21 protein-coding genes and 1 riboswitch are annotated in these 26,466 nt (G+C 73.5%); of the genes, 4 read left to right on the plus strand and 17 right to left on the minus strand.

Going from position 1 to position 26,466, the window contains the following annotated elements; genetic code table 11:
* Window positions 1–4: 4 nt before the first annotated feature.
* From ACFVVU_RS25245 to ACFVVU_RS25270, 6 genes are all read right to left on the minus strand, one after another.
* Complete coding sequence (locus ACFVVU_RS25245; protein ID WP_380688508.1) at window positions 5–568, minus strand: EF-hand domain-containing protein; 564 nt, start codon at window positions 566–568, stop codon at window positions 5–7.
* Window positions 569–760: 192 nt separating this feature from the next.
* Window positions 761–1,297 (minus strand): hypothetical protein, encoded by a 537-nt coding sequence (locus tag ACFVVU_RS25250; RefSeq protein ID WP_387792354.1) that lies wholly within the window; start codon window positions 1,295–1,297, stop codon window positions 761–763.
* Window positions 1,298–1,414: 117 nt separating this feature from the next.
* A complete protein-coding gene (locus ACFVVU_RS25255) occupies window positions 1,415–3,184 on the minus strand; it encodes a dipeptide ABC transporter ATP-binding protein (protein ID WP_387792356.1) in 1,770 nt (589 codons plus the stop codon).
* Between the two features lie 32 nt (window positions 3,185–3,216).
* Entirely contained in the window at window positions 3,217–4,209 is a 993-nt protein-coding gene (locus ACFVVU_RS25260) for an ABC transporter permease (protein WP_380715433.1), read from the minus strand.
* Window positions 4,210–4,308: 99 nt separating this feature from the next.
* Window positions 4,309–6,060 carry an ABC transporter substrate-binding protein gene (locus ACFVVU_RS25265; RefSeq protein WP_387792358.1) on the minus strand — a complete coding sequence of 584 codons (1,752 nt, stop codon included), beginning with the start codon at window positions 6,058–6,060 and terminating at the stop codon, window positions 4,309–4,311.
* An 89-nt stretch (window positions 6,061–6,149) separates the two neighbouring features.
* Window positions 6,150–7,130: an ABC transporter permease gene (locus ACFVVU_RS25270; RefSeq protein ID WP_380685993.1), complete on the minus strand. Its 981-nt coding sequence runs from the start codon at window positions 7,128–7,130 to the stop codon at window positions 6,150–6,152.
* A gap of 318 nt (window positions 7,131–7,448) precedes the next feature.
* A riboswitch (ZMP/ZTP riboswitch) is annotated at window positions 7,449–7,545 on the plus strand.
* 21 nt (window positions 7,546–7,566) lie between these two features.
* Here ACFVVU_RS25270 and ACFVVU_RS25275 point away from each other — a divergent pair.
* The gene (locus ACFVVU_RS25275; protein ID WP_387792359.1) at window positions 7,567–9,024 is read left to right on the plus strand and encodes a glycine hydroxymethyltransferase; all 1,458 of its coding nucleotides are present in this window, start codon (window positions 7,567–7,569) and stop codon (window positions 9,022–9,024) included.
* Between the two features lie 40 nt (window positions 9,025–9,064).
* Here ACFVVU_RS25275 and ACFVVU_RS25280 read toward each other — a convergent pair whose 3' ends face one another.
* The 5 genes from ACFVVU_RS25280 to ACFVVU_RS25300 form a co-directional block, all read right to left on the minus strand.
* Window positions 9,065–11,206, minus strand: coding sequence for a hypothetical protein (locus ACFVVU_RS25280; protein WP_387792361.1), 2,142 nt, complete (start codon window positions 11,204–11,206; stop codon window positions 9,065–9,067).
* On the minus strand, window positions 11,203–11,967 hold the full coding sequence (locus tag ACFVVU_RS25285; protein ID WP_387792362.1) for a hypothetical protein: 765 nt from the start codon (window positions 11,965–11,967) through the stop codon (window positions 11,203–11,205). Before ACFVVU_RS25285 ends, ACFVVU_RS25280 begins: the two co-directional genes overlap by 4 nt.
* A gap of 147 nt (window positions 11,968–12,114) precedes the next feature.
* Window positions 12,115–12,768, minus strand: a complete 654-nt coding sequence (locus ACFVVU_RS25290; RefSeq protein ID WP_380685986.1) for a Crp/Fnr family transcriptional regulator — start codon at window positions 12,766–12,768, stop codon at window positions 12,115–12,117.
* A gap of 106 nt (window positions 12,769–12,874) precedes the next feature.
* Entirely contained in the window at window positions 12,875–13,399 is a 525-nt protein-coding gene (locus tag ACFVVU_RS25295) for a Pycsar system effector family protein (protein WP_387792364.1), read from the minus strand.
* A gap of 148 nt (window positions 13,400–13,547) precedes the next feature.
* On the minus strand, window positions 13,548–14,996 hold the full coding sequence (locus ACFVVU_RS25300) for an aldehyde dehydrogenase family protein (protein ID WP_387792365.1): 1,449 nt from the start codon (window positions 14,994–14,996) through the stop codon (window positions 13,548–13,550).
* 408 nt (window positions 14,997–15,404) lie between these two features.
* Here ACFVVU_RS25300 and ACFVVU_RS25305 point away from each other — a divergent pair, with 408 nt between their 5' ends.
* From ACFVVU_RS25305 to ACFVVU_RS25315, 3 genes are all read left to right on the plus strand, one after another.
* Window positions 15,405–16,403: a class I SAM-dependent methyltransferase gene (locus tag ACFVVU_RS25305; protein ID WP_387792367.1), complete on the plus strand. Its 999-nt coding sequence runs from the start codon at window positions 15,405–15,407 to the stop codon at window positions 16,401–16,403.
* Between the two features lie 216 nt (window positions 16,404–16,619).
* The gene (gene lysA, locus ACFVVU_RS25310; protein WP_387792369.1) at window positions 16,620–18,032 is read left to right on the plus strand and encodes a diaminopimelate decarboxylase; all 1,413 of its coding nucleotides are present in this window, start codon (window positions 16,620–16,622) and stop codon (window positions 18,030–18,032) included.
* 134 nt (window positions 18,033–18,166) lie between these two features.
* Window positions 18,167–19,102 carry a LysR family transcriptional regulator gene (locus tag ACFVVU_RS25315; RefSeq protein WP_380680907.1) on the plus strand — a complete coding sequence of 312 codons (936 nt, stop codon included), beginning with the start codon at window positions 18,167–18,169 and terminating at the stop codon, window positions 19,100–19,102.
* A 39-nt stretch (window positions 19,103–19,141) separates the two neighbouring features.
* Here the strand turns inward: ACFVVU_RS25315 and ACFVVU_RS25320 are convergent, their stop codons facing one another.
* The 6 genes from ACFVVU_RS25320 to drmB all read right to left on the minus strand — a co-directional run bounded on the left by ACFVVU_RS25320 (window position 19,142) and on the right by drmB (window position 26,466).
* Window positions 19,142–20,083: a serine hydrolase gene (locus tag ACFVVU_RS25320; RefSeq protein WP_387792371.1), complete on the minus strand. Its 942-nt coding sequence runs from the start codon at window positions 20,081–20,083 to the stop codon at window positions 19,142–19,144.
* Window positions 20,080–21,768 carry an amidohydrolase family protein gene (locus ACFVVU_RS25325; protein ID WP_387792373.1) on the minus strand — a complete coding sequence of 563 codons (1,689 nt, stop codon included), beginning with the start codon at window positions 21,766–21,768 and terminating at the stop codon, window positions 20,080–20,082. The genes ACFVVU_RS25320 and ACFVVU_RS25325 overlap by 4 nt, the downstream gene beginning before the upstream one ends.
* Window positions 21,768–22,526, minus strand: coding sequence for an amino acid ABC transporter ATP-binding protein (locus ACFVVU_RS25330; RefSeq protein WP_380680925.1), 759 nt, complete (start codon window positions 22,524–22,526; stop codon window positions 21,768–21,770). The genes ACFVVU_RS25325 and ACFVVU_RS25330 overlap by 1 nt, the downstream gene beginning before the upstream one ends.
* 20 nt (window positions 22,527–22,546) lie before the next feature.
* Window positions 22,547–23,539 carry an amino acid ABC transporter permease gene (locus ACFVVU_RS25335; RefSeq protein WP_380680898.1) on the minus strand — a complete coding sequence of 331 codons (993 nt, stop codon included), beginning with the start codon at window positions 23,537–23,539 and terminating at the stop codon, window positions 22,547–22,549.
* Window positions 23,536–24,432 (minus strand): ABC transporter substrate-binding protein, encoded by an 897-nt coding sequence (locus tag ACFVVU_RS25340; protein WP_380680895.1) that lies wholly within the window; start codon window positions 24,430–24,432, stop codon window positions 23,536–23,538. The genes ACFVVU_RS25335 and ACFVVU_RS25340 overlap by 4 nt, the downstream gene beginning before the upstream one ends.
* A gap of 177 nt (window positions 24,433–24,609) precedes the next feature.
* The gene (gene drmB, locus ACFVVU_RS25345) at window positions 24,610–26,466 is read right to left on the minus strand and encodes a DrmB family protein (protein ID WP_387792376.1); all 1,857 of its coding nucleotides are present in this window, start codon (window positions 26,464–26,466) and stop codon (window positions 24,610–24,612) included.

Here is a 26,466-nt window from a genome sequence, read left to right on the forward strand (position 1 = left end):
CCGGTCAGTCGAGGTAGGGCGGGCGGCCGGCCCACCAGTGGCCGGGGGCCTGCGGGGCGCGGCTGGTCCAGAACTCGATCAGGCCGGAGATGAACTCCTCGGCGGAGAGCGTGCCGTCGCCGTCCAGGTCGAGCCGGCGGAAGGCCTCGTCCGCGTCGTCGCGGGAGAGCGCGGAGAAGTGGCCGCGCTGGAAGACGAAGAACTCGCCCGCGTCGACCGTCCCGCTGCCGTCCACGTCGGCGATGGCCAGGAAGGCCTCGGCGAGTGCCCCGAAGACCGTCCGCGCGGCCACCGGGTCGTCGGCGAGCGCGCGGGTGGAGGCGACGAACTGCCGGCGGCTGATCGCGGTGGTCCCGATCGGCAGGTGGGAGACGTGCAGGTCCCGCCAGATGGCGAGGTAGGCGGCGACGATCCGCTGCTCGGCGCGCGACCCCTCCGCGTGGCCCAGCGACCGGGCCACCGCATGGCCCATCAGCACGTGGTCGTGCTCGGTCAGCAGGCCGTCCCCGTCGGCGTCGAGGTGGTCGAAGCCGTGGTTGATCCTCGCGAGCAGCAGTTCCTCGGACACGTCTCCCCCGGCTGGTCGGTCCCGGCAATCACAACGGAGTTCAGGCGTAACGGTCGGACGCAGCACGCTAACCCGCCGGGCGCCGGGCGCGCAGCCGAAGCCGCGAAGTGGCCGGCGCGGGGTCCGTGGAGGCCCGCGGAAGGCCGCGGAAGGCCGGCGGCGCCGGGGCCCGCCGGCTCCCCGGTCGGCCGGTCAGCCCGCGGTCCGCAGCGCCGCGTCCGCCAGTCGCTCGGCCAACTCGCCGAAGGAGGACCGCAGTTGCTCCTCGGCGACACCGTCGGCATAGCCCTGGAAGGCGAGCGCGGCCTGGGCCTGGACGGCTGGGGTGGCGTAGCCGGGGTCGATCGGGAGGGGGCCGGCCGGCGGCCAGGGCAGCGGCCAGTGCCGGGGCCACGGGATCCGGCCGGTCGGGGTGCCGCACCAGTCGTCGCCCACCTCGGCGAGGATCTGCCGGGCGTCGCCGCCGGAGACGCGGGCGGTGATGGCGGCATTGGCCACGGCGCCGACCGTGCCGGCGACGGCGAGCCGCAGCGCGGTGGCGACGGGCGGCAGCGGCTGCGGGTTCAGCTCGGCCGGATCGCCGCCGTTCTCCTCGGCGCGGGCGGCGGGGCGAGCGCCGGCGGCGACGCCGAGGGCGAAGGTGTGGGGGATCAGTCCGTCCCAGGCCGCGGGGTTGAGGCGGCCCACGAGGGCGACCAGGGTGACGGATCTGCTGACGAGCGTGGTCATCGGGGGACCCCTTTTCCAGGGAGGGGGCGAGTGGCCGTGTGCTCACGGTCGGTGACTGATCGTAGGCGGAGCGCCTGCCCGGAAGGGGGACCGACACCACCGGCCGCCGGGCAGACCCTAGTGGGCGGCGGCGAGCAGCTCCCGGGTGTACTCGGTGTGCGGCGCGGCGAACAGCCGGTCGCGGTCGGTGGACTCGACCAGGCGGCCGCGGTGCATCACGGCGACGCGGTCGCAGAAGTGGCGCACCACCGCGAGGTCGTGGGAGACGAAGAGGAAGGCGACGCCGAGGCGTTCGCGCAGCTCCATCAGCAGGTTGAGCACCTGCGCCTGGACCGAGACGTCCAGGGCGGAGACCGGTTCGTCGGCGATGATCAGCCGCGGTTCGGGGGCGAGCGCGCGGGCGATGCCGATCCGCTGGCGCTGGCCGCCGGAGAACTCGTGCGGGTAGCGGTCCAGGTGGGCGGCCGGCAGGCCGACCTGCTCCAGCAGCTCGGCGGAGCGGGCGCGCCGCTGCCCGGCGTCCAGCGCGGTGTGCAGCCGCAGCGGGGTGTCCAGGGTCTGCGCGACGGTGCGGCGCGGGTTGAGCGAGGCGTACGGGTCCTGGAAGACCAGCTGGACCTCCTTGGCGAGCCGTCGCCGCAGCGCCCGGTCGGGGGCGGTGGCGTCGACGCCGTCGTAGCGGACGGTGCCGGCGGTGGCGGCCTGGAGGCCGGCCAGCACCCGGGAGGTGGTGGACTTGCCGGAGCCGGACTCGCCGACCAGGCCGAGCGTCTCGCCGGGGGCGATGCGCAGGCTGACGCCCTCGACGGCGCGCACCGGTGCGGGCCGCCCGCGCCCCGGCAGGGGCAGGCCGCGGCGGCGGCCGGGGAAGTGCACGGCGAGGTCCTCGACCTCGACCAGCCAGCGGCCGTCCGGCGTGAGGGCCGGCGCGCCGTCCGACGCGCCGGACGGCCCGGTGCGGGCGGCGGTCCGGGGCACGGGTGACGGGTCGTCTACGGTCGGCAGCGGCGTGCCCGGGACCGAGTCCAGGGTGAGCGCCGCGCCCACCAGGGCCCGGGTGTACGGCTCGCGGGGCGCGGCCAGCAGGGTGGCGGTTGGCGCGCTCTCCACCGGTCGGCCGCCGCGCAGCACCAGGGTGCGGTCCGTGGTGCCGGCGACCACCCCGAGGTCGTGGCTGACCAGCAGCACCGCGGTGCCGTGCTCGCGCTGCAGCTCGCCCAGCAGGTCCAGCACCTGGCGCTGGACGCGGGCGTCGAGCGCGGTGGTCGGCTCGTCGGCGATCAGCACGTCGGGGTCGTTCATCAGCGCCATCGCGATCATCACGCGCTGGCGCATGCCGCCGGAGAACTGGTGCGGGTAGTCGCGCACCCGGGCGGCCGGGATGCCGACCCGGTCCAGCATCGCCGCCGCCCGCCGGCGGGACTCGGCCCGGCCCGCGTCGGGGTGGTGCAGCCGGTACATCTCGGCGAGCTGCGCGTCGACGCCGTGGAAGGGGCTGAGCGAGGTCAGCGCGTCCTGGAAGACCAGCGCCGCCCGCCCGCCGCGCACCTGCCGCAGCACCGGCTCCCCGGCGCCCACCAGCTCCTGCCCGGCCAGCCGGATCGAGCCGGTGACGGTGGTGGTGCGCGGGTCGTGCAGGCCGAGCACGGCGAGCCCGGTGGCGGACTTGCCGGATCCGGACTCGCCGACCAGACCGAGCACCTCGCCGCGGGCGAGGTCGAAGGAGAGCCCGTTCACGGCCGCGACGGGCGCGCCGCCGCGCGGGTCGGCGAAGGTGACGGACAGGTTCCGGACGCTGAGCACCGGCGGCTCGGCGCCCTGCTCGGTGAGCTGTTCGGCGTGCTGCTCGGTGCTGTGCCCGGGGGCGGCGGCGGGGGAGGGGTTCACGGTGGGGCTCCAGAAGGGGGCGGCGGGGACGGTCAGCCGAGGCGGATGCGCGGGTCGAGCCAGGCCACCGCGAGGTCGGCCAGCGCGACGAACAGCACGACGAAGCAGGCGGCCAGCAGGACGGCGCCGACCACGGCCGGCAGGTCCTGCCCCTCGACGGCCTCCAGGGCGAAGCGGCCCACGCCGTTCAGCCCGAACACCGTCTCGGTGATCACCGCGCCGCCGAGCAGCGCGCCCGCCTCCAGGCCGAGCAGCTGCACCAGCGGTCCGGCGGCGCCGCGCGAGGTGTACTTGAGGTGGGTGCGCAACCGGCCGAGGCCCTTGCCGCGGGCGGTGCGCACGTACTCCTCGTTCATCGTCTCCAGCAGCTGGGAGCGCGTGAGCCGGGCGAACACCGCCGAGTTGACGAAGCCGAGGACGAGCCAGGGCAGCAGCAGACCGCCCGCCCAGGCGACGGGGTCGGCGGCCGGCGGGGTGTAGGAGGGCAGCGGCAGCAGTCCGGTGGTGTACACGAGCCCCCACTGGGCGACGTAGCCGAGGAAGTAGATCTGCACGCTGGCGCCGACCAGGGTGAAGCCGGACAGCAGCTTGTCGGTGCGGGTGCCGTGCCGCAGCGCGGCGACGAAGCCGGTGCCGAGCCCGAGCAGCACCAGCACGGCCAGCGCGCCCGCGGCCAGCGAGACGGTCACCGGCAGGTGGTCGGCCAGCGCCTCGGTGACCGGCTGGTGCAGCCGGTAGGAGTAGCCGAGGCAGGGCGCGTCGCAGTGGCGGGTGGAACCGTCGACGTCCTGGACGTCCCGGCCGGCGACGATCCCGGTGAGGTAGTCGGTGTACTGGGTGAGCAGCGGCTGGTCCAGGCCCATGCTCGTGCGGACCGCCGCGACCTGGCCGGTGTCGCAGCGCGGGCCGCAGGCGGCGCGCGCGGGGTCGGCGGGGCCGGCGTAGAAGAGGGCGAAGGCGGCGGCGGAGACGGCGGCCAGGACGGCGAGCGCCTGGAGGATCCGCCGCAGGGCGAAGGAGAGCATGGTGGCCGGTCCGGGGTCGGGGGGCGTCGGGGCGGTGGCCCCGCCGCGCGCGCTCCTCGGGGGAGGCGCGCGGCGGGACCGTCCGGGGACTTCGGGGCGTCAGGACTTCAGGTAGAGCCAGGCGAGGCTGACCGACCCGTAGATCGGGTGGATGAACGAGCCGCCGACGTTGGCGCCGTGCAGCTGGTCGACGTTCGGGTAGACCCACGGCAGCACCGGCAGGTCCTTCATCACCGTCTGCTCCAGGGCGTACAGCTCCTTGGCCTTGGCGTGCGGCTCGCCGATCTGGTTGATCCGGTCGATCTCCTTGTCCACCTCGCCGTTGTGGTAGCGGGCGGAGTTGAGATCGGCGTTGGCGCGGCCGTCGAAGGAGAACGGGATCAGGGTGGAGGGCGTCGGCCAGTCGACCGAGCTGGTCTCCTCCCACAGGTCGTACGGGGAGTCGGCGCGGTGCGCCTCGTCCAGCAGGGCCTTGGCGTCGACCGGCTTGGGCACGACCGTGATGCCGGCCTTGGCGAAGCCGTCGACCAGCACCTGGGCGACCCGCTGCCCGTCGGGCGTGTTGGCGTACGCGTAGGTGAGCGGCGCGGGCGGCTGCTTGGCCTTGGCCAGCGCGGCCTTGGCGGCCTCCGGGTCGCCCTCCGGCTTCGCCGGGTTCAGGTCGTACTTCTGCCAGTCGACCAGGGCGGGTGAGCTGAGCGTACTGGCGAACTCGCCGACCCGGCTGCCGCCCTGGACCTGGCGGGCCTGCTGGCGCGGGTAGGCGAGGTTGAGGGCCCGGCGGACCTCGACGTCGGTCACCCGCTCGTTGTTGACCATGAGGTAGGTGACGAAGGCGCCCCGCCGGCCGGAGGTGACCAGCTCCTTGGCCTTCGGGTCGGTGTCCACGGTCTGGTACAGCTCGGGGGAGAGCGGGGTGGAGACCGTGGTGGCGTCGGCGCCGCCGTCGCGACCGGAGAGGATCTCCTGGTTGATGTTGAGCGCCTCCTTGCCGAAGCTGAAGACGAACTTCTCCGGGTACTGGTTGCGGATCGGGTCGGTCTCCGGCTTCCAGTTCGGGTTGCGCTCCAGCACCAGCCGGGTGTTCTGGACGTGCTCGACGATCCGGTACGGGCCGGTGGCGAACGGCTGGCGGTCGTAGTCGACGCCGGTGTCCTTGTCCTTGCGCACCGGCGAGGAGGAGGACTGCGCGGCCATGTACGGCACGTCGGCCTGCGGCTGCGGGAAGTGGAAGACGACGGTGCGCTCGTCCGGCGTCTCGATCGCGGCGAGGTCGCCGTCCTGCGGGCCGCCGTACTTCTTGCGGGCGTCGTCGTAGCTGGCCTCGCCGGTGAGCCACTGCGGCCAGTACGGCGGGCCGACCTCGTAGCCCTTGCCGAAGGAGCGCTCGATGCCGTACTTGACCTGCTGGGAGGTGATCGGCTGGCCGTCCTCCCAGGCCACGCCCTCCTTCAGCTTGTACGTCCAGGTGCGGCCGCCGTCGGTGGAGGTGCCGGTGTCGGTGGCGAGGTCGCCGACCAGCTTGGCCTTGCCGTCGACCACCTGGTACTGGGTCAGCTGGCGGCCCCACAGCAGCGAGGTGTTGTAGGTGGCGCCCGCGTACACCTTCTGCGGGTCCAGGTGGCGGAAGTCGGTGGCGTTGTAGACGTTCACCGTGCCGCCCGGGCGGGCGCCGGGGACGGCGGGGGCCGGGCCGGCGCTCTCCTGCTCGGTGCCGAGCGCGGCGGTCAGCGGCGAGCTGTCCTTGGCGGCGGCGCCCGGGCCGCCGCCGGTGGTGCCCGCGCCGGCCGAGCAGGACGTCGCCAGCAGGGCGGTCGCGACGACGGCGAGGGACGGTCTGATCCAGCGCATGGCGAATCTCTCCTTGCCCCGGGAGCTCCGGGGCGGGTCGGGTGAACGGTGTGAACGAGGGAGGTTTCGGGAGTTTTCGGGAGGAGGCCTCAGCGCGCGGCGCGCGGGTCCAGGGCGTCCCGGACGGCGTCGCCGAGCAGGTTGAAGGCGAGCACGAAGGCCAGCAGCGCGAGGCCGGGGAAGAACATGTAGGTCGGGTCGGCCTGGAAGACCTCGGAGCCGCGGGAGATCATCCGGCCCCAGTCCGGGACCGGCTCGTTGACGCCCACGCCGAGGAAGGACAGCACCGCCTCGGAGGCGACGAAGGTCGGCACCGCCATGGTGGCGTGCACCAGCAGCTGCGCCCGGACATTCGGCAGGAGTTCCCGGAAGACGATATGGAATCCGCTTGCGCCGAGCGCCCGGGCGGACTGCACGAAATCCCTTTCGCGGAGCGACCGGACGGCGGCCCGCAGGGAAAGCGCGAGCGGAATCCAGCCGAACGCGGAGAAGACCAGGACGAGCACCAGGAACTGCATCCACTCCGGTTCCGCGGTGCCCGGATCGACCAGCCGGGACTGGATCACCGGGCTGAGCGCGAGCAGCAGGAGCAGGGTCGGGAAGGCCAGCAGGACGTTCGACAGGAAGCCGAAGAGCCGGTCGGTGACCCCGCCGAGGTAGCCCACCGCGACCCCGGCCAGCACCCCGAGGGTGGTGGTCACGGCGGCCGAGGCGAAGGCGATCAGCAGCGAGGTGCGGATGCCGTAGAGCAGCTGGGTGAACACGTCGCGGCCGAGGCCGGGCTCCAGGCCGAACCAGTACTCGCCGGAGATGCCGCCGTTCGGCGCGATCGGCAGGCCGCCGTCGCTGAGCAGGCCCGGAAGGTTCTGGCCGTAGTGCTCGGTGGGGTTCTTGCCGTACAGCGCGGCGATCAGCGGGGCCGCCAGGGCGATCAGCAGGAAGAACACCACGACGCCGAGCGCGACGGCCCCGGTGCGGTCGCGGCAGACGCGGCGCAGCAGGCTCGTCGGGACGGGCGCCGGGGACGGCGCCGGGGCGTCCGGTGCTGCGACTTGTTCGACCACGGCCATGAGAGGCGTACTCCCCGAATTCTGCGCCGCCCCCGCTGTCGAGGGTGCGCCGACGTGCATTTCAGGCCGGCCGCTCCGGGGGTTTCCCGGAAGGCCGACGAGCGTCATCAGATCGGATCGCGGGGAGTTTCCGCAAATCATTCCGAAGGCTTCGCCGAGGTGATTCGAGTACTTTGTTTCGGGAATTGTTTCGGCTTCATTCCGCCGCAATACTGCCGTAGCACTGGACCAGGCATACCGGGACAAAGGGCATGTCATGTCCGCCACCGTCCCGTATGGTGAGATCTCCGCCACAGACCGCCCGGCATTGGTACGATTCCGGCGGGCCGCGACTGGCGCGCACGGATGGAATCGACCATCGGGAAGCGGCCCCGTGCCGAACACGACGCAGTTGCCGAGCGCCTGGGCCTCCCGACCTCCCCACCAGGAGACCGCCATGGCCCCGCAGCCGCACACGGCCGCCACCCCCGCCGCCGACACCGCCTTCCGCTCCGCCCTCGACGTGGTCCGCGAGGTCGAACCGCGGATCGCCGACGCCATCGGCCGGGAGATCGACGACCAGCGCGCCTCGCTCAAGCTCATCGCCAGCGAGAACTACGCCTCCCCGGCCGTCCTGCTCGCCATGGGCAACTGGCTCAGCGACAAGTACGCCGAGGGCACCGCCGGCCGCCGCTTCTACGCCGGCTGCCGCAACGTCGACACCGTCGAGACCGTCGCCGCCGAGCACGCCCGCGCCCTGTTCGGCGCCGACCACGCCTACGTCCAGCCGCACTCCGGCATCGACGCCAACCTCACCGCCTTCTGGGCCGTGCTCTCCCAGCGCGTCGAGAGCCCCGCCCTGGAGCGCGCCAGGGTCCGCAACGTCAACGACCTCACCGAGCAGGACTGGGCCGAGCTGCGCCGGGAGCTCGGCAACCAGCGCATGCTCGGCATGTCCCTGGACACCGGCGGCCACCTCACCCACGGCTTCCGCCCCAACATCTCCGGCAAGATGTTCGACCAGCGCAGCTACGGCACCGACCCGGCCACCGGCCTGATCGACTACGACGCGCTGCGGGCCACCGCCCGCGAGTTCCGCCCGCTGATCCTGGTGGCCGGCTACTCCGCCTACCCGCGGCTGGTGAACTTCCGGAAGATGCGCGAGATCGCCGACGAGGTCGGCGCCACCCTGATGGTCGACATGGCGCACTTCGCGGGCCTGGTCGCGGGCAAGGTGCTCACCGGCGACTTCGACCCGGTGCCGTGCGCCGACATCGTCACCACGACCACCCACAAGTCGCTGCGCGGCCCGCGCGGCGGCGCGGTGCTGTGCACCACCGAACTCGCCGAGCACGTCGACCGCGGCTGCCCGCTGGTGCTCGGCGGCCCGCTCTCGCACGTCATGGCCGCCAAGGCGGTCGCCTTCGCGGAGGCCCGCCGCCCCGAGTTCCGCGCCTACGCCCGCCAGGTCGTCGACAACGCCCAGGCCCTCGCCGAGGGCCTGCTGCGCCGCGGCGGCACGCTCGTCACCGGCGGCACCGACAACCACCTGGTGCTCGCCGACGTCTCCGGCCACGGCCTGACCGGCCGCCAGGCCGAGGCCGCGCTGCTCGACTCCGGCGTCGTCACCAACCGCAACTCCGTCCCGCAGGACCCGAACGGCGCCTGGTACACCTCCGGTGTGCGGCTCGGCACCCCGGCGCTCACCACTCGCGGCCTCGGCACCGCCGAGATGGACGAGATCGCGGACCTCATCGACACCGTCCTGCGCGCCACCACCCCGGCCACCACCGCCGCCGGCGCCCCGTCCAAGGCCCAGTACGCCCTGGACCCCGCCGTCGCCGAGTCCGTCGCCAAGCGTGCCGCCGACCTCCTCGCCGACTTCCCCCTCTACCCGGGCGTCGACCTGTCCTGACCCCGGCTCCCGGTGTGACGGCCCGCGGGCCGTCACACCGTCAGGCCGTGGCCGAGAGCGCGTCCCACACGTCGTCCCCGACGCTGCTGCCGTCGGGCAGGACCAGTCCCTCGATACTGCGCATCAGATGGACACCCGCGGTCCGCGACGGACGGCCTCGCAGCAGGGGCACCGCGCGGTCGAGGACCACCCGGTAGGCCGGGATGTCGCCGGCGGCGGCCTGCAGCCACCTGGCGATCGCCTCCACCGCCTCGGCTTCGAAGGCCGCGTCCGACAGCAGCTCACGCAGTCCGTCGTCCACGGCGGCGCGCCTCTGGCCGTCGTCGATGCGGAGCAACCAGGGCAGCGGAGGGTCCGCCGCCTCCTGGCTGGTGGCCAGTGCCAACAGTGCGATCTTGCCGGGTGGGGAAGGCTTGCCTTCAGGCTTCCAGAGCACCTCGTCCAGCAGCTGGTCCCGTCCGGCCTCGTTGGCGGCCAGTTGTCGGTACGTTGTGAGGACCTCGCGAAGCACCGAGGCGTTCTGTGCGTTCGACGCGACACGGCGAAGTCGGGTGAGGGCCTTGCCTCGGGCGGTCGGTGTGCTCTTGGGGTCGGCCAGCACGCGGTCGGCTACGGCCACGACCAGGAATTGTGTGTCAGCGCGGTGGTCCGCCCAGTCGTAGAGCCGGGCCCAGACGGCCCACTCCATCTGCTCGGTCAGCAGCGCACGGCACATGACTGCCACGCAGACGTCTGTCCGGCCGAGGCGTACAGCGGTTTCGCGGATGTCCGTCAGCACTGCCGGACTCTGGTGCCGGACGGCCAGAGCCGTGAGGGAGGCCACCCCCAGGTCGGAGGGGCGATTGCTCGGCGGAGTGATTTTCACGAGCCAGCGCAGCAGCACCGGACGCATGTCCTCGTAGTTGTCCCAGACGTAGCCCAGGACGGCGCGGTCGAATCCGGGGCGGTGGAAGTCGACGACGTCCTGGGAGTTCACCTCGGCCCGGAGGCCGGTGAGTCTCTGGCGGAGCCCCCGGCCCGCGAAGGCTTGGCCGAGGTTGGTCGGCGTCGTCGTGCGGTCGGCCTCGGCGATCAGCTTCTCCAGCAGCCGCGCGTCCTTGGAGATCACCGCTGCGGGCGCACGGCGATGCACCGCGAGCGAGAGCAGGAGGCACCGGTCCTCCAGCGAGAGCGTCTTTCCGGCGCCGCCTCCGGCAAAGGTCTCGTCCAACTCGGCGCGCCAGTCTCCGAGAGCGTTCTCGATCCGCTGCCGAAGCTCGGCGTCGAGACCGCCGCCCGGTGGCCGGCCGGCACCGGCCGCAACGACGCGGGCCTGGAGCGGCCGTTCGTACTGGTACTCGCGCCACTGGTCGATGACCGAGGAAGCGGCCTGGACGGCCTGGACGGCGTCGCGGACCGCTGACAACTGCGTATGGGCGGTCGGTGTCCGGACGTACTCGATGAGCCAGGGATGCCCGGCCGCGGCGAGTGCCTTCTCCACGACGGCCTGGGGCTCCGGTGGCGACCGGAGCGCGATGACCTGAACGCCCGGTGCCGACCAGGCCCAATGGCTCGCCCACAGTTCGGTGGCAACGGTGAGAACCCAGATCGACCCGGCTGCCTTCAGCTTCTCGACCTTCTTCGCCAGATCCGACAGGAAATCCCGGGAAGGGCTGCCTTTCTCCGGGTCCTTGAGATCGAGCTGATAGGCGTGAGAGGAATCGAGGCGGAGCTTCTCGACCTTCGGGTCCTGCCACTCCGGTTCGAGCTGGACGAGTGTCATCGACTGTGGGGTCCGGGTGGCCAACAACCGGTGGGCGAAGGTGGTCGAACCGAAGCCCCGCGGCGACACGATGATGACGACCCGGATGTCGGGGTCGGCGAGGGCAGCCCAGCCTTGATTCCGCGCGTCGTTCCAGGCGGCCGGGTCTGTGAAGGTGGGGGAGCCGAGGATCTCCTCCCGGATGAGCTCCCTGGCCGGCAGCAGATCCCCCCGGACCTTCTGGACCAGGGTGCCGATGTGCAAGGCAGCGATACCGGCGTTGCCGACGTTCAACGTCGGACCGGAACCAGGCACGGTTGACGCGGTGGCAGCCGAAACGACCTCCTGATGGCCGATCATCGGTGGTTCGGGGTTGCGCGGCTCGCCCCTCTTCGGCGCCGGCAGGAAGGCCAAGAGGCGTTCCAGGTCGTCCTCTGTCATGCGAAGTTGATGTCTCCGACAGTCATGGTCCCGATCGAGTTCGCGACCGTGCCGACGTTCCCGGCGATGTGGAACGTGCCTCCCGTGGAAGGCGGAGCGGGAGAGACGGGCTCGGGCTCCGGCTCCCCGGCCGTGAGCAGGGCGGGGGAGAGCCGGGGGACGTGCACCCACGCCGTGCGGCTGAACTGCTTCTGCCGCACCGTGGCGGACACTTCGAGGAAGTCCCGCTCGGACAGGTGGACGGTTCGGTGGGCCGCGACGACCCGGCGGTACACCTCGTCCGAGAGGATCGCCGCCGTGAACGACTCGTGCGCCGCCGCGACTTCGGCGGCGGCCCGGACGGCGTCGCTGTCGACCAGCCGGCAGGCGTCGTTGATCGCGTCGCCCCGGTGGTCGGCGGACAGCGGCCCCAGGTGGACGCTCACCCGGGTGCGAAGCGTGGGAGCCGAGGCGCGACGCTGCCAGTGGTGCCGGTGCAGCGCCTCTTCCAGCAGCGCGATGCCCGGGTCCACGAGCTGTGCCAGGCGGGCGGCCGGCAGGATCTTGATCCACCCGTCGCCCGTGTCGCGGGCGGTGGCCCGGTCCGCCCACTCGTCGCACAGGCCGCTCCGGTCGAACGACTCCGCGAGCGCGTCGTCGAGCGCGGACCGCAGCTTCGGCATCTCGGTCTCGTGGATCCTGCTGTAGCCGACGATGTCGACCACGAAGAGCGCGACGTCGGGCGGGAGATCGTGCGGGTTCGCGGCGGTCTGCTGGGCCATGGTGGTGTTCCGTTCGGGTCGGCGATCCAGGTCACTCGGTGACCACGACTCGATCATCACCGCTGACCGGGCGGCCGCGCTGCCCAATGCTGGGCAGGCGGCGGGTGAGCTGTGCCACGCGGTCGGGACCGGTACGGCGGTCCCGCGCTACGGCGTGGTCGCGTGGTCGTAGAGCGCGGTGATGTCGGTGACGGTGATTCCGCCACTGGGCGTCGTGGTGAGCCAGCCGCGGTCGCGCCATTCCTTCAACGCGTTGCCGACCGCGTTGCGCGAGGCGCCGATCAACTGGGCGAGGGCCTCCTGGCTCAGGCCGATCCGGGCCGGGGCGTCGGCGGAGGCCGTCCCCGCCAGCCTCGTCAGGAGGCAGGCGAGCCGGACCGCGACCGAACCGGTGGCCAGCTCCAGCCTGCTCTGCTCGGACTCGCGGATCCGGCCGTAGGAGTGCTGGAGCAGCGGCTGGAGGAGCCCGTGCTCGGCCACGAAGACGCGAAACTCCTCGGCGGGGACGACGTGGACCTGGCAGGAGGTGAGGGTCCGTACGGTCGCGCTGCGCCTGATGCCCGTCAGCACGGCCATCTCGCCCAGGATTTCGCCGCTTCCCCGGACGGCGATCAGTTGCTCCCGGCCGAGCGGCCCGGTCGCGGTCACCATCACTCTTCCGCTCTCCAGGAGCATCACGCAGGTGCCGGCCCGGTCCTGCCGCAGGAGCTCGCTCTGCGCGGCGCGGAAACGGACCGGTGTGAGCTCCCGGAGCGCCTCCCAGTGGTGCTCGCCGAGGGCCTCTCGATGGGACGTCGGCATCGTGGCCTCCGGTGATGCGGGCCGGACCCGCGCCAAGGCCGGGCTGGTTCTGCTGTCCACGGACAGCCGAGGGGGCGCGGAACGATGGTACGCGGTTGATCGGCCGTCAGTGTCCCAGCCCGGAGAGGGCGATGGCGACGGCTCCGAGGGCCAGCCCGCCGCAGAGGAGGTCCACCGAGACGCGAAGCAGCCGGTACTTGCGGCGGGCGAGGCGGGACAGCGCCACCAGCCTCTGCGCGTGCGAAGCGGCCAGTGCGTCGGCGTCGTGGCGCGTGGCGACCGCTTCGAGCAGCTGGTCGGGCGTGAGACGCGCGAAGTCGAGGTAGGAGACGGCGAGGTGCCGCCCGTGCTTGAGGTGCGGCCGGACGGCGACCAGGGCCAGACCGAGCGCGCCGGCCAGGGCGGTGATCGCGACGGCGATGACCGCGGTGGTGGTCCGGGTCAGTGGCGGCAGCGTCCCGCAGAGGGCGGCGGCGGTGGTGAGGCCGGCCGCCGAAGTCGCCCCGATTCCGGCGGCCTTGGCATCGGTGCGCTGCAGCTCACCGATGACTTCGGTGGTGGACGAGGCCAGTGGGGCGGTGAGCCGGGCCACCGGTCGGTGGCCCGGCTCGGCGGGTGTGACCGTCTGCATGTTCGTCCCCTTCTGCCGATTCCTCCGCGGGCGCGGCGGGAGCCCCATTCTGTGGGCGCGCGATCGCGGAGGCTGCCCAGCGTGGTGCTGGCCGGGGGAGACGTGGGTCACTGCCGCGGGGTCGGAAGGCGGCGTCGGAACGGCGGCGTCAGTACTGCAGCGACTTGTACTGCAGGAACTCCTCCAGGCCGTGCCGGCCCAGTTCGCGGCCGAGGCCGGAGTTCTTGTAACCGCCGAACGGGGCGCGCGGGTTGAAGGGGCCGCCGTTGAGGTGGAGCTGGCCGGCGTCCAGGCGGCGGGCGAAGCGGGCGGCGGTGTCGGTGTCGGCCGCCCAGACCCCGCCGGCCAGGCCGTACTCGGTGGCGTTGGCCAGGTCGGCGGCGTGGTCCTCGTCGTCGAAGGCCAGGATCGCCAGCACCGGTCCGAACACCTCCTCCCGGGCCACCGTCATGTCGGCGGTGACGTCGGCGAGCACGGTCGGGCGGACGTAGTAGCCGGTGGCGAGGCCGTCCGGGGCCTCGGCGCCGCCGGAGACCAGGCGCGCGCCCTCGGCGAGGGCGCCGGTGATGTAGCCGCGCACCCGCTCGCGCTGGCGGGCGTTGACCACCGGCCCGACCCGGGTCTGCGGGTCCGTCGGGTCGCCCGGGACGTACTTGGCGGCGGCCTTCGCGGCGAGCGCCACCGCCTCGTCGTACTGGTCGCGGTGGACCAGCAGCCTGGTCCACGCGCTGCAGGTCTGGCCGGAGTTGGCGAAGACGTTGGCGATGTTGACGTTCACCGCGCGGGCCAGGTCGGCGCCGGGCAGCACCACGTTGGCGGACTTGCCGCCCAGCTCCAGGGACACCCTCTTGATGCCGCGCCCGGCCGTCTCGGCGACCGTCCGGCCGACCGCCGTCGAGCCGGTGAAGGACACCACGTCCACGTCCGGGTGGGCGGCCAGCGCCGCGCCCGCCACCGCGCCGGTGCCGGTCACCAGGTTGAACACCCCGGCGGGGAAGCCCGCCGCGTCGACCAGCCGGGCGAACAGCCGGGCCACCAGCGGGGTGTCCTCGGCCGGCTTGAGGACCACCGGGCAGCCGGCCGCCAGCGCGGGCACCACCTTGGCGGCGATCTGGTGCAGCGGGTAGTTCCACGGCGTGATCGCCGCGACCACCCCGGCGGGCTCGGCGTGCACCACCGAGTTGCCGATCCGCTCCTCGAACGGGTACCCGGCCAGCAGCTCCAGGTAGGTCTCGGTGACCGTCAGCGGCAGCGTGGCCTGCACGGTGGTGGCGAAGCCGATCGGCGCGCCCAGCTCGGCCGTCAGGGTGGCGGCGATCTCCTCCTGGTGCGCGGCCAGGCCGTCCCGCAGCCGGGTCAGCGGCACCAGCCGCTCGGCGGCGGTGGTCGCGCCCCAGGCGCGGGCCGCCCGGCGGGCGGCCGCGACGGCCGCGTCCACGTCCGCCGCCCCGCCGGCCGGGACGGTGGCGAGCAGGCGTTCGGTCGCCGGGTCGAGCACCGGGATCGACCCCTGGTCCAGGGCGGGCCGCCAGGCGCCGTCGACGTACTGATCGGTGTACTCGGCGTACCCTGCGGCCCGCTGCGTCTCGTCCGCCATGTGCTGCCCCTTCGTGCCGGTTCAGATCGTTCCCGGGCCCCGCCGGTCCGCCGAACGGCCGACCGGGTCCCGGACCAGTCAACGGTGCGCGCCCCGGCAGGCGCAAGGACCGGCCCTCCCACGCCTACTCCGGTGCGGTGAAGATCGTTTCCGGTGCTGGTGACAAACGGGGTGACCCGGCGGAGTATGGACGAACCGGGCCGGTGTTTTGTGCCGGGTGGTCAAGTACGCCCACAAATGGTCGGGTGACCGGAGCTCTTTCCCGCGAGTTCTCCCAAGTCGGCCCGGTGGCGGGTAGATTGCAGCCCACTCGGGCGCGCCGGACCGGGGCCGGACGGCCCTCCGGGTCCTGTCCCCGTGCCCGGAGATCCAGCCCGTGGTCGTTCGTACTGTCCTAGGAGCCGCCTCGTGAACGACGCCGCACGCAGTGCCGATCAGCAGCCGGTGGAGCCGGCGGTGCTCGACGACGTCCCCGGATGGTTCTGGGACCACGACCGTCACCTCTTCGACTGGTTCCTCGGGCGCCAGGAGAAGGCGGGCGTCTCCGGGGACCTCCTGGAGATGGGCGCCTACCTCGGCCGCAGTGCGATCGTCATCGGGGCACACCTCCAGGCGGGCGAGACCTTCACGGTCTGCGACCTCTTCGACTCGGACGCGCCGGACGACGAGAACGCCGCCGAGATGGACATGTCCTACCGCAGGACGCTCACCCGCACCGCCTTCGAGGCCAACTACCTCTCCTTCCACGACCGGCTGCCGGAGATCATCCAGGCCACCACCGCGACGCTGGCCGGCGACCGCATCCCGCCCGGTGCCTTCCGGTTCATCCACATCGACGCCTCGCACCTCTACGAGCACGTGGCCGGCGACCTCCAGGTGGCCAGGAACGCGCTCGCCCCGGAGGGCGTCGTGGTGCTGGACGACTACCGCTCCGCGCACACCCCGGGCGTCGCCGCCGCCACCTGGGAGGCGGTGTTCAACAACGGTCTGCGGCCGATCGTGCTCACCGACTCCAAGTTCTACGGCACCTGGGGCGACCCGGAGCCCGCCCAGCTCGACCTGCTGGCCCGCCGCGGCACCCTGCCGCAGTCCGACGTCACCAACGAGACGCTCGCCGGGCAGCGGGTGGTCCGGATCGGTGGCAGCGACGCCGGGGCCGCGCCGTTCCGGGTCTCCCGCCACCACGCCCGGCTGGCCTCCGAGGCCGCGCGCCGGGAGATCGCCCGGGCCACCGAGGACGCCCTGCGCACGGCCGAGCGCGAGCGTGACGAGGCCGTGCGCGACCTCGCCGAGCGCCGGGCCCGCGCCGCCGAGCGCCGCCGTCCGGCCAACGTCGCCAAGCGGGCGGTGGGCGACCTCCTCCCGCCGGTGGTCGCCTCCGCGATCCGCCGGGCCCGGCGCGGCTGACCGCGCCCCGCCGGCTTCCGCCTGCCGTCCGTCGGCCGCGTCTCCCCGCTGCGGGGGAGCGCGGCCGACGCGCGTTCCGCCCGTGCCGTGCCACCGGGCGGGAGCATCGAGGGCGAGCATCGAAGACGGTACTGCTCAGGGTCGGAAGAAAGCGCTTTTCCGACTCCTCCCACCCGACCGAGGATGGCAGGCGAACCAGCCCGCCGGGAGGAATCCGTGTCGTCCATCTCGCCCGCCGCCCCGCCCTCCGCCGTTCCGTCGCCCGCCGACGGCCGCCCCGCCGCCGGGCCGCCGGTCGACGCCGGACTGCTGCCGCTCACCGCCGCGACGGGCCCCGCCGGGCTCGCCGTCGGCGGGGTGGCGCTGACGGAACTCGCCCGCCGGTTCGGCACCCCGCTCTTCGTCTACGACGAGGAGCACCTGCGCCGCCGCTGCCGGGAGGCCGTCGCCGCCTTCGGCCCGGGCAACGTCGCCTACGCCTCGAAGGCCTTCCTCTGCACCGCGATGGCCCGGCTCGCCGCCGAGGAGGGCCTGCTGCTCGACGTCGCCTCGGGCGGCGAACTGCGCACCGCCCTGCACGCCGGGGTCTCCCCGGAGCGGATCGTGCTGCACGGCAACAACAAGAGCGAGGCCGAACTGCGCACCGCCCTCACCGTCGGCCTGCGGCACGTCGTCGTCGACAGCTTCGACGAACTGGACCGGATCGAGCGCCTGGTCGCCGAGGAGGGCCTGCCGCCGGCCCGGGTCCAGCTGCGGGTGGCGCCCGGCGTCGCGGCGGGCGCCCACGAGGCGATCCGCACCGGCGGGCACGACTCCAAGTTCGGCTTCGGCCTGGCCGACGGGGCCGCCGAGGCCGCCGTCCACCGGGCCGCCGCCTCGCCGGCCGTCCGGCTGGAGGGCGTCCACGCGCACGTCGGCTCGCAGGTCCTGGACCCGGCCGAACTCGCCGACGGCGCCGCCGCCGTGGCCCGGTTCGCGGTGGATTCCGGGGTGGCCCGGCTGACGGTGGGCGGCGGACTCGGCGTGGCCTACCTGGCGGGCCAGAGCGCGCCGTCCTTCGCGGTGTGGGCGGACCGGGTCCGGGCGGCCGTCCGCGGGGCGGGCTGGACCGGGGAGTTCGGGGTCGAGCCGGGGCGCTCGATCACCGCCCGGGCCGGGCTCACCCTCTACCGGGTGGGCACGGTCAAGCGGATCGCCGGCGTCCGGACGTATGTGAGCGTCGACGGCGGGATGAGCGACAACCTGCGCCCGGCGCTCTACGGCGCGCGCTACGAGGCGTTCCTGCCGCGCTGCCCGCAGGAGCCCCGGCCGCTGCGCGCCCGCCTGGTCGGCAAGCACTGCGAGAGCGGGGACGTCATCATCGACGACGCCGCCCTCCCGGCCGGGCTGCGGATCGGCGACGTGCTCGCCACCCCGGTCACCGGCGCGTACGGGTACGCGATGGCGTCCAACTACAACAAGCTGCCGCGCCCGGCGGTGGTCTTCGTCCGGGACGGCGAGGCCCGGGTGGTGGTGCGCCGGGAGACCGAGGAGGACCTGCTGCGCCTCGACGCCGACGGCCCGGCCGAGTGTCTCGCCGAGGGTCTCGGCACGGCCCCCGCCGCTTCGGCCCGGACCGCCGGCGCCTGAGCGCGGACCCGGCCGCACACGTGGACCGGTCCCCCGGAACGGGGGGACCGGTCCGCTCCTTCCCCGGCACGCACGGCCCGGCCGTCCGCCCCGCCCTCCGCCCCTGACCAGCCACGATGACCTACCCTGGCCCGATGCTGAACAGCGCCCGCCTGCTCGTCCTGCTGGAGATCGCCCGCCGGGGCACCATCGTGGCCGCGGCGCAGGCGCTCCACCTGAGCCCGTCCGCCGTCTCCCACCAGCTCGCCCGGCTCGAACAGGAGCTGGGCGTCGCCCTGGTCGAGCGTCAGCCGCAGTCCCTGCGGCTGACCCCGGCGGGCGTCCGGCTGGCCGAGCACGCCCAGGCGATCGCCGACCTCATGGCCGTCGCCCAGGACGACCTGCGCGCCCACTCCGAGGGCACGGCGGGCGTGCTGCGCCTCGGTTTCTTCGCCTCCGCCGGCCTGGACCTGCTGCCCCGCGCGCTCACCGCGTTCTCGGCCCGCCACCCGCAGGTCGAACTCGAACTCATCATGGGCCAGCCGCACGAGCTGCTCCCCGACCTGGAGGCCGGTCGCCTGGACGCCGCCGTGGTCTTCGAGCACCCGCTCGACCCGTGGATCCGGCAGGCCGGCCGCCAGGGCGTCGCCGAGGTCGAACTCTTCTTCGACGAGCCGCAGTTGGTGATCGTGCCGCTGCGCCACCGGCTCGGCCGGCGGAGCCTGGTCCGGCTCGCCGAGCTCGACGGCGAGAGCTGGATCGGCACCCACGGCGGCTCGACCGGCGAGCCGGTGCTGGAACGCGCCTGCGCCGCCGAGGGGTTCCGCCCCCGGGTGCGCTGCCGCAGCGACCACTACCAGGTGACGATCAGCCTGGCCCGGGCCGGTATGGGCGTCGCGCTGATCCCGGCCCTCGGCCTGGCCGACAGCGCCGGTGTGCACGTCTGCCGGCTGGACCACCCGCAGCTGCACCGCCGGATCGGCGTGGCCACCCGGGCCACCAACCGCAACCCCGCCGTCCGCGCCTTCCTCGGCGAACTGCGCGCGGCCGCCGGGGAGGTCCGGTCACTGCTCGAACTGCAGTGGTCCTGACCACCCCGGCGGCCGCTCACCGTCGGAGATCCCGGGGGCTCAGCCGCCCGGCTGCCGCAGCAGCGCGCAGTTCGCCGGCTCGCCGCGCTGGGCGCCCGCCGCGAGCGCCCGCCCGACCTCGCGGATGGCGTGCACCGCCGCCCGCTCCGTGCTCGGCCCGAGCGCCACGTCCCAGTGCGCGATCACTGCGTAGGCGACCCGTCGGGTGCCGATCAGCACCCCCGCGTCGGCCCGTACCCCGGTGTCGGTCCCGGTCTTGTTGGCCACCAGCAGCCCGCCGGGCAGCGGGTCGGGGAAGCACTCCGCGTAGGGGTCGTGCTGGACGAGCGCCGGCACCAGCCCGTGGTCGGTGTTGGAGCGCATCCACTCCAGCAGCCGCGCCGACGCGCCGGGCGTGACCAGCTCGCCCCGGACGGCCAGCGCGACCAGCCGCGCGAGGTCCCGGGCCGTCCCGGTGGCGAACACCGGCGGCACACCGGGCCCGCGGACGTCCCGGACCCGGTCGTGCAGGGTGAGCCGCTCCAGCCCGAGCTCCCGGGCCAGCCGCTCGGTGGCGGGCAGGCCGACCGTGCGCAGCAGCGCGTTGGTGGCCGTGTTGTCGCTGACCGAGGCGGTCAGCCAGGCCAGGTCCTCCACCGTCCAGCCGCACGCGCCCGCGCCCGCGCTTCCACGCCCGCTCGCAGGCCCGCGCGCGAGCCGCCGGAGCAGCCCGGTGCCCCCGGCCACGTCCTCGTCCCCGATCGGCACCACCGCGTCCGCCCGCAGCTCCCCGGAGTCCAGCCGGCGTGCCACCTCCGCGAGCAGCAGCAGCTTGGACGCGCTGGCGACCGGCAGCACCACCGTGTCGTCCACCCCGACCGCGCTGTCGCCGGTCCCGGCCGTCAGCTCCGCATCCGCATCCACGTCCACCGCCGCGACCGCCAGGGTCAACGGCAGTGCGGCCGCCGACCGTGCGGCGGCCGCCACCTGCGCCAGGATCATCGGACCCGTACCACCTCTCCGGCCCGGGCGTCCGTCGCCCGCCCGTCGCGCACCGCGACCTGCCCGGCGACCACCACGGCCGCCACGCCCTCCGGCGCCAGCAGCGGCTGCTCGAAGGTGGCCGCGTCCCGGACGGCGTCCGGGTCCAGCACCACCAGGTCGGCCACCGCGCCGTCGCGGACCACCCCGCGCCCGGCGAGCCGGAACCGCGCCGCCGGCAGCCCGGTCATCTTGTGTACCGCGCTCTCCAGCGACAGCAGCCCCTCCTCCCGGCCGTAGTGGCCGAGGACCCGGGCGAAGCTTCCCGCCCAGCGCGGGTGGGGCCGCCCGGGCTTGGGCACGCCGTCCGAGCCGATCATCGACAGCGGGCTGGCCAGCACCCGGCGGACGTCGTCCTCGCGCATCGAGTGGCTGATGATGGTCACCTCTCCCCGCGAGTCGAGCAGCAGGTCGCAGACGTAGTCGACCGGGTCGACGCCGCCCGCCGCCGCCAGGTCGGCGATCCGGTGGCCCTCCGCCGCGCGGCGGGCCGGGGCGGCGGCGACCGCGATGAGGTCCCAGCCGCCGTTGCCGACGGTGTTCTCCCAGCCGTCCACGCCGCCCGCGATGTCCGCCCGGATCCGCTCGCGCACCTCGGGACGGCGCAGCCGCTCCAGCAGCGCGCCGATCCCGCCCTCGCTGGCCCACGGCGGCAGCATCGCGTGCAGCACCGTGCTGCCGGCGGTGTAGGGGTACACGTCGAGCAGGACGTCGAGGCCGTCGGCGCGGGCCTGTTCGAGCCGGGGGAGGGTGCGCAGGGTGGCGCCCCAGGCGTGCCGGCCGGCGGTTTTGTGGTGGGAGACCTGGAGCGGCGCGCCGGAGCGCTCGGCGATCTCCAGCGCCTCCTCCAGGGCCTTCTCCACCTGCGACATCTCGTCCCGCAGATGGGTGACGTACGGCTTGCCGTGGCGGGCCGCGACGCGGGCGAGCGCGACGATCTCCGCCGTGTCGGCGTAGGTGCCGGGCGGGTAGATCAGGCCGGTGGAGAGCCCGGCCGCGCCCTGGGTGAGGGCGCGGTCGAGCAGTTCGCACATCGCGGCCAGCTCCTCCGGCCGGGGCGGCCGGTCGGTGAAGCCCATCACCCCGGCCCGCAGGGTGCCGTGGCCGACCAGCGAGGCGAGGTGGTTGCGGCGCAGTTCGGGCCGCTGGGCGGCGGCGAAGGCGGCGAAGTCCTCGGCGGGGCGGACCGGGCCGAGGCCGAAGGTGACCCGCAGGTGCTCGGCCAGCTCCGGCAGCCGCTCGGGCAGGCAGGGGAACAGGCTGCTGCCGCAGTTGCCGCTGATCTCGGTGGTCACGCCCTGGAGCAGCGGGGCGAGCCGCAGCTCCTCCAGCGCGTCCCACGCGGTGTCCGCGCCGTCCGCCCGCGCGCCCTGCGTCCCCGTCCCCGCGTCCACGCCCGGCCCGCCGACGGCGGCCAGCGCGTCGGAGTGGGTGTGCACGTCGATGAACCCGGGGGTGACGACCCGCCCGGTGGCGTCGACGACCGGCACCGGACGGCCGCCGGTGTCACCCGCCGCGCCCGCGTCCGCCCCGGGCGCCAGCACGGTGACCCGCCCGCCCGCCACCGCGAGGTCGGCCGGCCGCGCGGGCGCCCCGGTGCCGTCCACCAGCAGTCCGCCGCGCACCAGCAGTTCCACGGCCGCCATCACAGCACCGTCGCCAGGAAGGCCCGGGTGCGCTCGTGGCGCGGGGCGGTGAACACCTCGGCGGGGTGCCCGGCCTCGACGACCGCGCCCTGGTCCATGAAGACGACCCGGTCGGCGACCTCGCGGGCGAACCCCATCTCATGCGTGACGACGATCATCGTCATGCCGCTGCGGGCCAGATCGCGCATCACGCCCAGCACCTCCCCGACGAGTTCGGGGTCGAGCGCGGAGGTCGGCTCGTCGAAGAGCATCAGGGTCGGCTCCATGGCCAGCGCCCGGGCGATGGCGACCCGCTGCTGCTGGCCGCCGGAGAGCTGGCCGGGGTAGTGGTCGGCGCGGTCGTCGAGGCCGACCCGGCGCAGCAGCTCACGGGCCTGCCGCTCGGCCTCGGCCCGGCCGCGTCCCTGGACGGCGACCGGTCCCTCCATCACGTTCTGCACCGCCGTGCGGTGCGGGAAGAGGTGGAAGCGCTGGAACACCATGCCGATCCGCTCGCGCTGGCGCTGGATGTCCTTGGGCCGCCGCTCGCGCAGGACGCCGCCGGAGCCGGCCGGCTCGTAGCCGATCAGCTCGCCGTTGACGGCGATCCGCCCGGCGTCGATCTTCTCCAGGTGGTTGAAGCAGCGCAGCAGGGTGGACTTGCCGGAGCCGGAGGGCCCGATCACGCAGAGCACCTCCCCGGACCGCACCTCCAGGTCGATCCCGCGCAGCACCTCCAGCTCGCCGAACCGCTTGCGCACCCCGCGCGCCGAGAGGATCACCTCGTCCGTCGCCACCGTCACTTCGCCGCCCCCTTCTTCTTGACGTCGGTCTTCCTCGCACCGGGCCGCAGATTGCGCAGCACCCGCTGCCCCAGCCCCGGGCGCGCCGTCTGCGCGCCGGGACTGAACTTCCGCTCCACGGCGTGCTGCGCGACGCTCGCGATGGTGGTCAGCACCAGGTACCAGATCGACGCCACCACCAGCAGCGCGATGACCTCGAAGTTCGCCAGGTACAGGTGCTGGGAGACCGTCATCAGGTCGGCTCCCGCGATGACCGAGACCAGCGACGTGGTCTTCAGCATCGAGATGAACTGGTTCCCGAACGGCGGGATGATCACCCGCATGGCCTGCGGCAGCACCACCCGGACCAGGATCTGCCGGTTGGACATGCCCAGCGCCGCCGCGGCCTCCCGCTGCCCGGGGTCGACGCTCTGGATGCCGGCCCGGACGATCTCCGACATGTAGGCGCCCTCGTTGATCGACAGGCCCAGCAGCGCCGCGACGAACCCGGTGATCAGCGCGTTCGTCTGCCAGCTGACCAGCTTCGGCCCGTCGAACGGGATCCCGATGCTGATCTCCGGGAACAGCAGCGCGAGGTTGAACCAGAAGATCAGCTGCACCAGCAGCGGCGTCCCGCGGAAGAACCAGGTGTACGCGCCGGCCGTGGTCCGCAGCACCGGGCTGTCCGAGAGCTGCATCACCGCCGCCAGCACACCGATCACGATGCCGGCCACCTGCGAGATGAGGGTCAGCTGGACGGTGACCCACAGGCCGTCCAGGATCACCCCGTCGAACTGGTACTTCGCGATGACGTCCCAGTGCAGGTTGGGGTTGACGATGATCGTGTACGCCAGCCAGACCGCGGCGAACGCCGCCGCCAGCACGGCCACCCACCGCCCGGGCCTGGGCCGCCCGGTGACCCGCAGCTCCAGGTCGTCGTCCTCGATCGCCTTCGCCGCCGGGGCGGTCGCCGTGGCGCCTCTTGTGCCCTCGCCCGTCACCGCACTCACTGCCCGACCGTGTTGAGGGTGGCCTTGGTGACGGCGCTGCCGCCGACCTCGTACTTGTCGAGCACCGTGCGGTACTCACCGGAGTCGATCAGCTCCTGGAGCGCCCGCTGCACCGCGTCGCGCAGCCCGCTCTCCTTCTTCGCCACCGCGATGCCCCAGGGCGCCGTCCCGTACTGCTCGGGCAGCACCTGGTAGGCGGTGTTCTTCTGCGCGAACATCTGCGCGACCGGGTAGTCCACGATGGTGGCGACGGCCCGCCCGCTGTCCAGCTGCAGCAGCCCGGTGGGCGCGTCCTCGCTCTGCGAGATGGTCATCTTCTGCGCGCACTTGGTGTTCTGCTGCTCGCCGATCTCCAGGTTGGAGCTGCCCTTGGCCAGCACCACCTGCTTGCCGCAGAGGTCCTCCAGGGACTTGATGCCCTGGGGGTTGTCCTTGGCGGTCATGACCACCCCGCCGGTGCGGAAGTAGTCGACGAAGTCGACGGCCTGGCGGCGCTGCTCGCTGTCGGTCATCGAGGACATCACCAGGTCGAACCGGCCGGCCTGGAGGCCCGGGATCAGCCCGTCGAACGAGGCGTTGGTCATCTCCAGCTTCAGCCCGAGCTTCGCCGCGAGCGCCGCGGCGAGGTCCGGGTCGACCCCGGTCAGCTCGGTGGTGCCCGGCTTGTACATCTCCATCGGCGGGTAGCCCACGGCGGTCGCCACTCTGAGCACGCCGGCCTGCTTGAACTTGCCGGGCAGCAGCTCGGCGGAGCTCTTCCCGGCGGTGTCGGCGGCCCCGCCGCCCGCACCGGGCGCGGCGGCGGAACCCTGATCGGAACGCCCGCAGGCGGTGGCGGCCAGGGCCACCAGCGCCAGCGCGGCCAGACAACGCAGGGGACGGGGGCGGTTCATCGGCATCTCCCTCGGGCGGTGACGGTCCGCCGATGCTGGCAGCCGCCCCCAACTGAATGGAAGATGATGAAACTATTGCCCCCTGACCAACGAAATACGTACGCCTGCCCCCCCTGCCCCGAACCTGCGAAAGCGCCGACCGGACACCGCCCGGTCGGCGCTTTCGGGCCGCCTTCCTCAGAGTTCCGCCGGAAGCCCGAAGAACCCGCTCGCGAGTCCGTCGGGCGTCCCCACCAGGGCCGCACGGTCCAGCAGGATGTTGTTGTTCTCGCAACTCGTCTCCGGCAGCAGGAGACAGGCGTGGCAGGCGGCCAGGTTGAGGCCGTCGGCACCGCTTGCCTCGGCCTCCATGCACAGCGGGTCGTTCGAGCACCAATTCGCGCGGTGCAGGGCAGCACGCAATCCGCCGGCGAGCCGGTCGGGCTCGCCCTGGGAGACGATGCCGCCGAGGCTCCCCGCCGAGTCACTGGTGGCCGTGTAGATCAGGATTCCCGCCATGTCCTTGTCGACGTAGAGCCGCTCGCGCAGGGCGGCCGCCGGGTAGCCGCCGTCCAGGCTCCACTCATTGATCAGGATGTGGGCCAGCGAGTGGAGCAACAGGAACCGCGGAGTCGCGGGGGAACCGGGCACGGGCCCCGCGGCGCTCGAGGTGCGTTCGGCGAGGAGGCGCTGATGGTTCTCGCGCAGCCTTCGGGCGCGGGCGGCCGGCTCGGCGCGCTGCTCCCACTCCCGCAGCCGGTCCTCGTCGAGCCGGACGAACACGCCCTCGCCGGAGACCTCCATGGCGGGAAGCCAGTTCTGCGGTGTACGTGAGATCCGCGCCCGCCGCGCAGTGGTCTCCACCGCGCCGGGCTCTTCCACCCGGGTGAACGACTCCAGCGCCCGTACTTCGCGCAGCCGCTCCACGAGCATGATCTGTTCGATGCCGTACGAGCGTGTGAGCGGGAGGACGGACGAGGTGGGCGGCTCGCAGACGAAGTCCTGGTGTTCGGCGTCGGCCCGCTCCGGATACGTGCGACGGAGCGTGTCGTACTCGTCGCGGTAGATCTTCGCCCGCAGAGTCTGCGGCGGATCCTTCTCGGCGTCCTCGGCCGCCTCCTCGGCCCGGCTCCACTGGTCGACCAGCTCGACGACCTCGTCGGGTGAGTACTCCGGGTGCTTGTTCAGAACCTTCGCGCCCAGGAGGAAGCCGGGGATGTCCTCCCGGGGGAGGTTCTTGAGCTCGTCGTAGTAGCGGGACACGAGCTTGGCCAGTCCCTCGCTCCACGGCGGGATCGACAGCGCCGAGTGCATCACGGGGAACCAGACGGACGACGAACCGCGCTGGAGGGTGCGCGGCCACAGGCCGCAGGTCTCGTCGGGCGCGTCCTTCAACCAGGGGAGTCGGCCGGTGCAGCGGAGCCCCAGCTCCTCGACGGTCTTCCGGCGGAAGGCGCCCTCCATGGACACGGGGGCGACGCCGCAGCTGCAGCTGACGACCACGCCGCGGAGCGAGGCGGTGGACCCCTGCGCCCGCAGGGACAAGGTGCCCCCGCAGGGCCCGATCGTCCGTCCGGCGCCGCGATGGACCCAGCGCCAATAGGGGAAGTCGTCCAGATGACCGTTCTCGCAGGCGACGACGAATCGGGACGGTACGAGGTCCTCCAGGCAGAGCGAGCACTCCGCCTTGCCGGCGGGCGAGTTGAACTTCTGGAAAGGGGCCAGCGAGCCGCACCCCGGACAGGAGTACATCCGGGGGAAGCGCGTGGCACGCACACCGTCCTTGGCCCGCTCGGCATCGGGGGCCGGTGGCAGCCGGAACGAGTTCACGCCCAACTGCCGGGCGAGGCGCGGTTCCCACACGGTCACTGCCTCGGACATGTCCCAGGAGTCGGTGCCGCGGACCAGGAAGGACTCGTTCTCGACCGCGATCATGGCGCCCACACCGTAGGTGGTGACGAATTGTGCCCGGCGGATCTCGCCCAGGCGGCGGGCGGCGCGTACGGGTGCCGACAGGGGCCCGCGACGACGGGTACGGGGCGGCAGGGGGCTCAT

Source organism: Kitasatospora sp. NPDC057965, assembly GCF_042887135.1.
In the GTDB taxonomy this organism is placed as follows: domain Bacteria; phylum Actinomycetota; class Actinomycetes; order Streptomycetales; family Streptomycetaceae; genus Kitasatospora.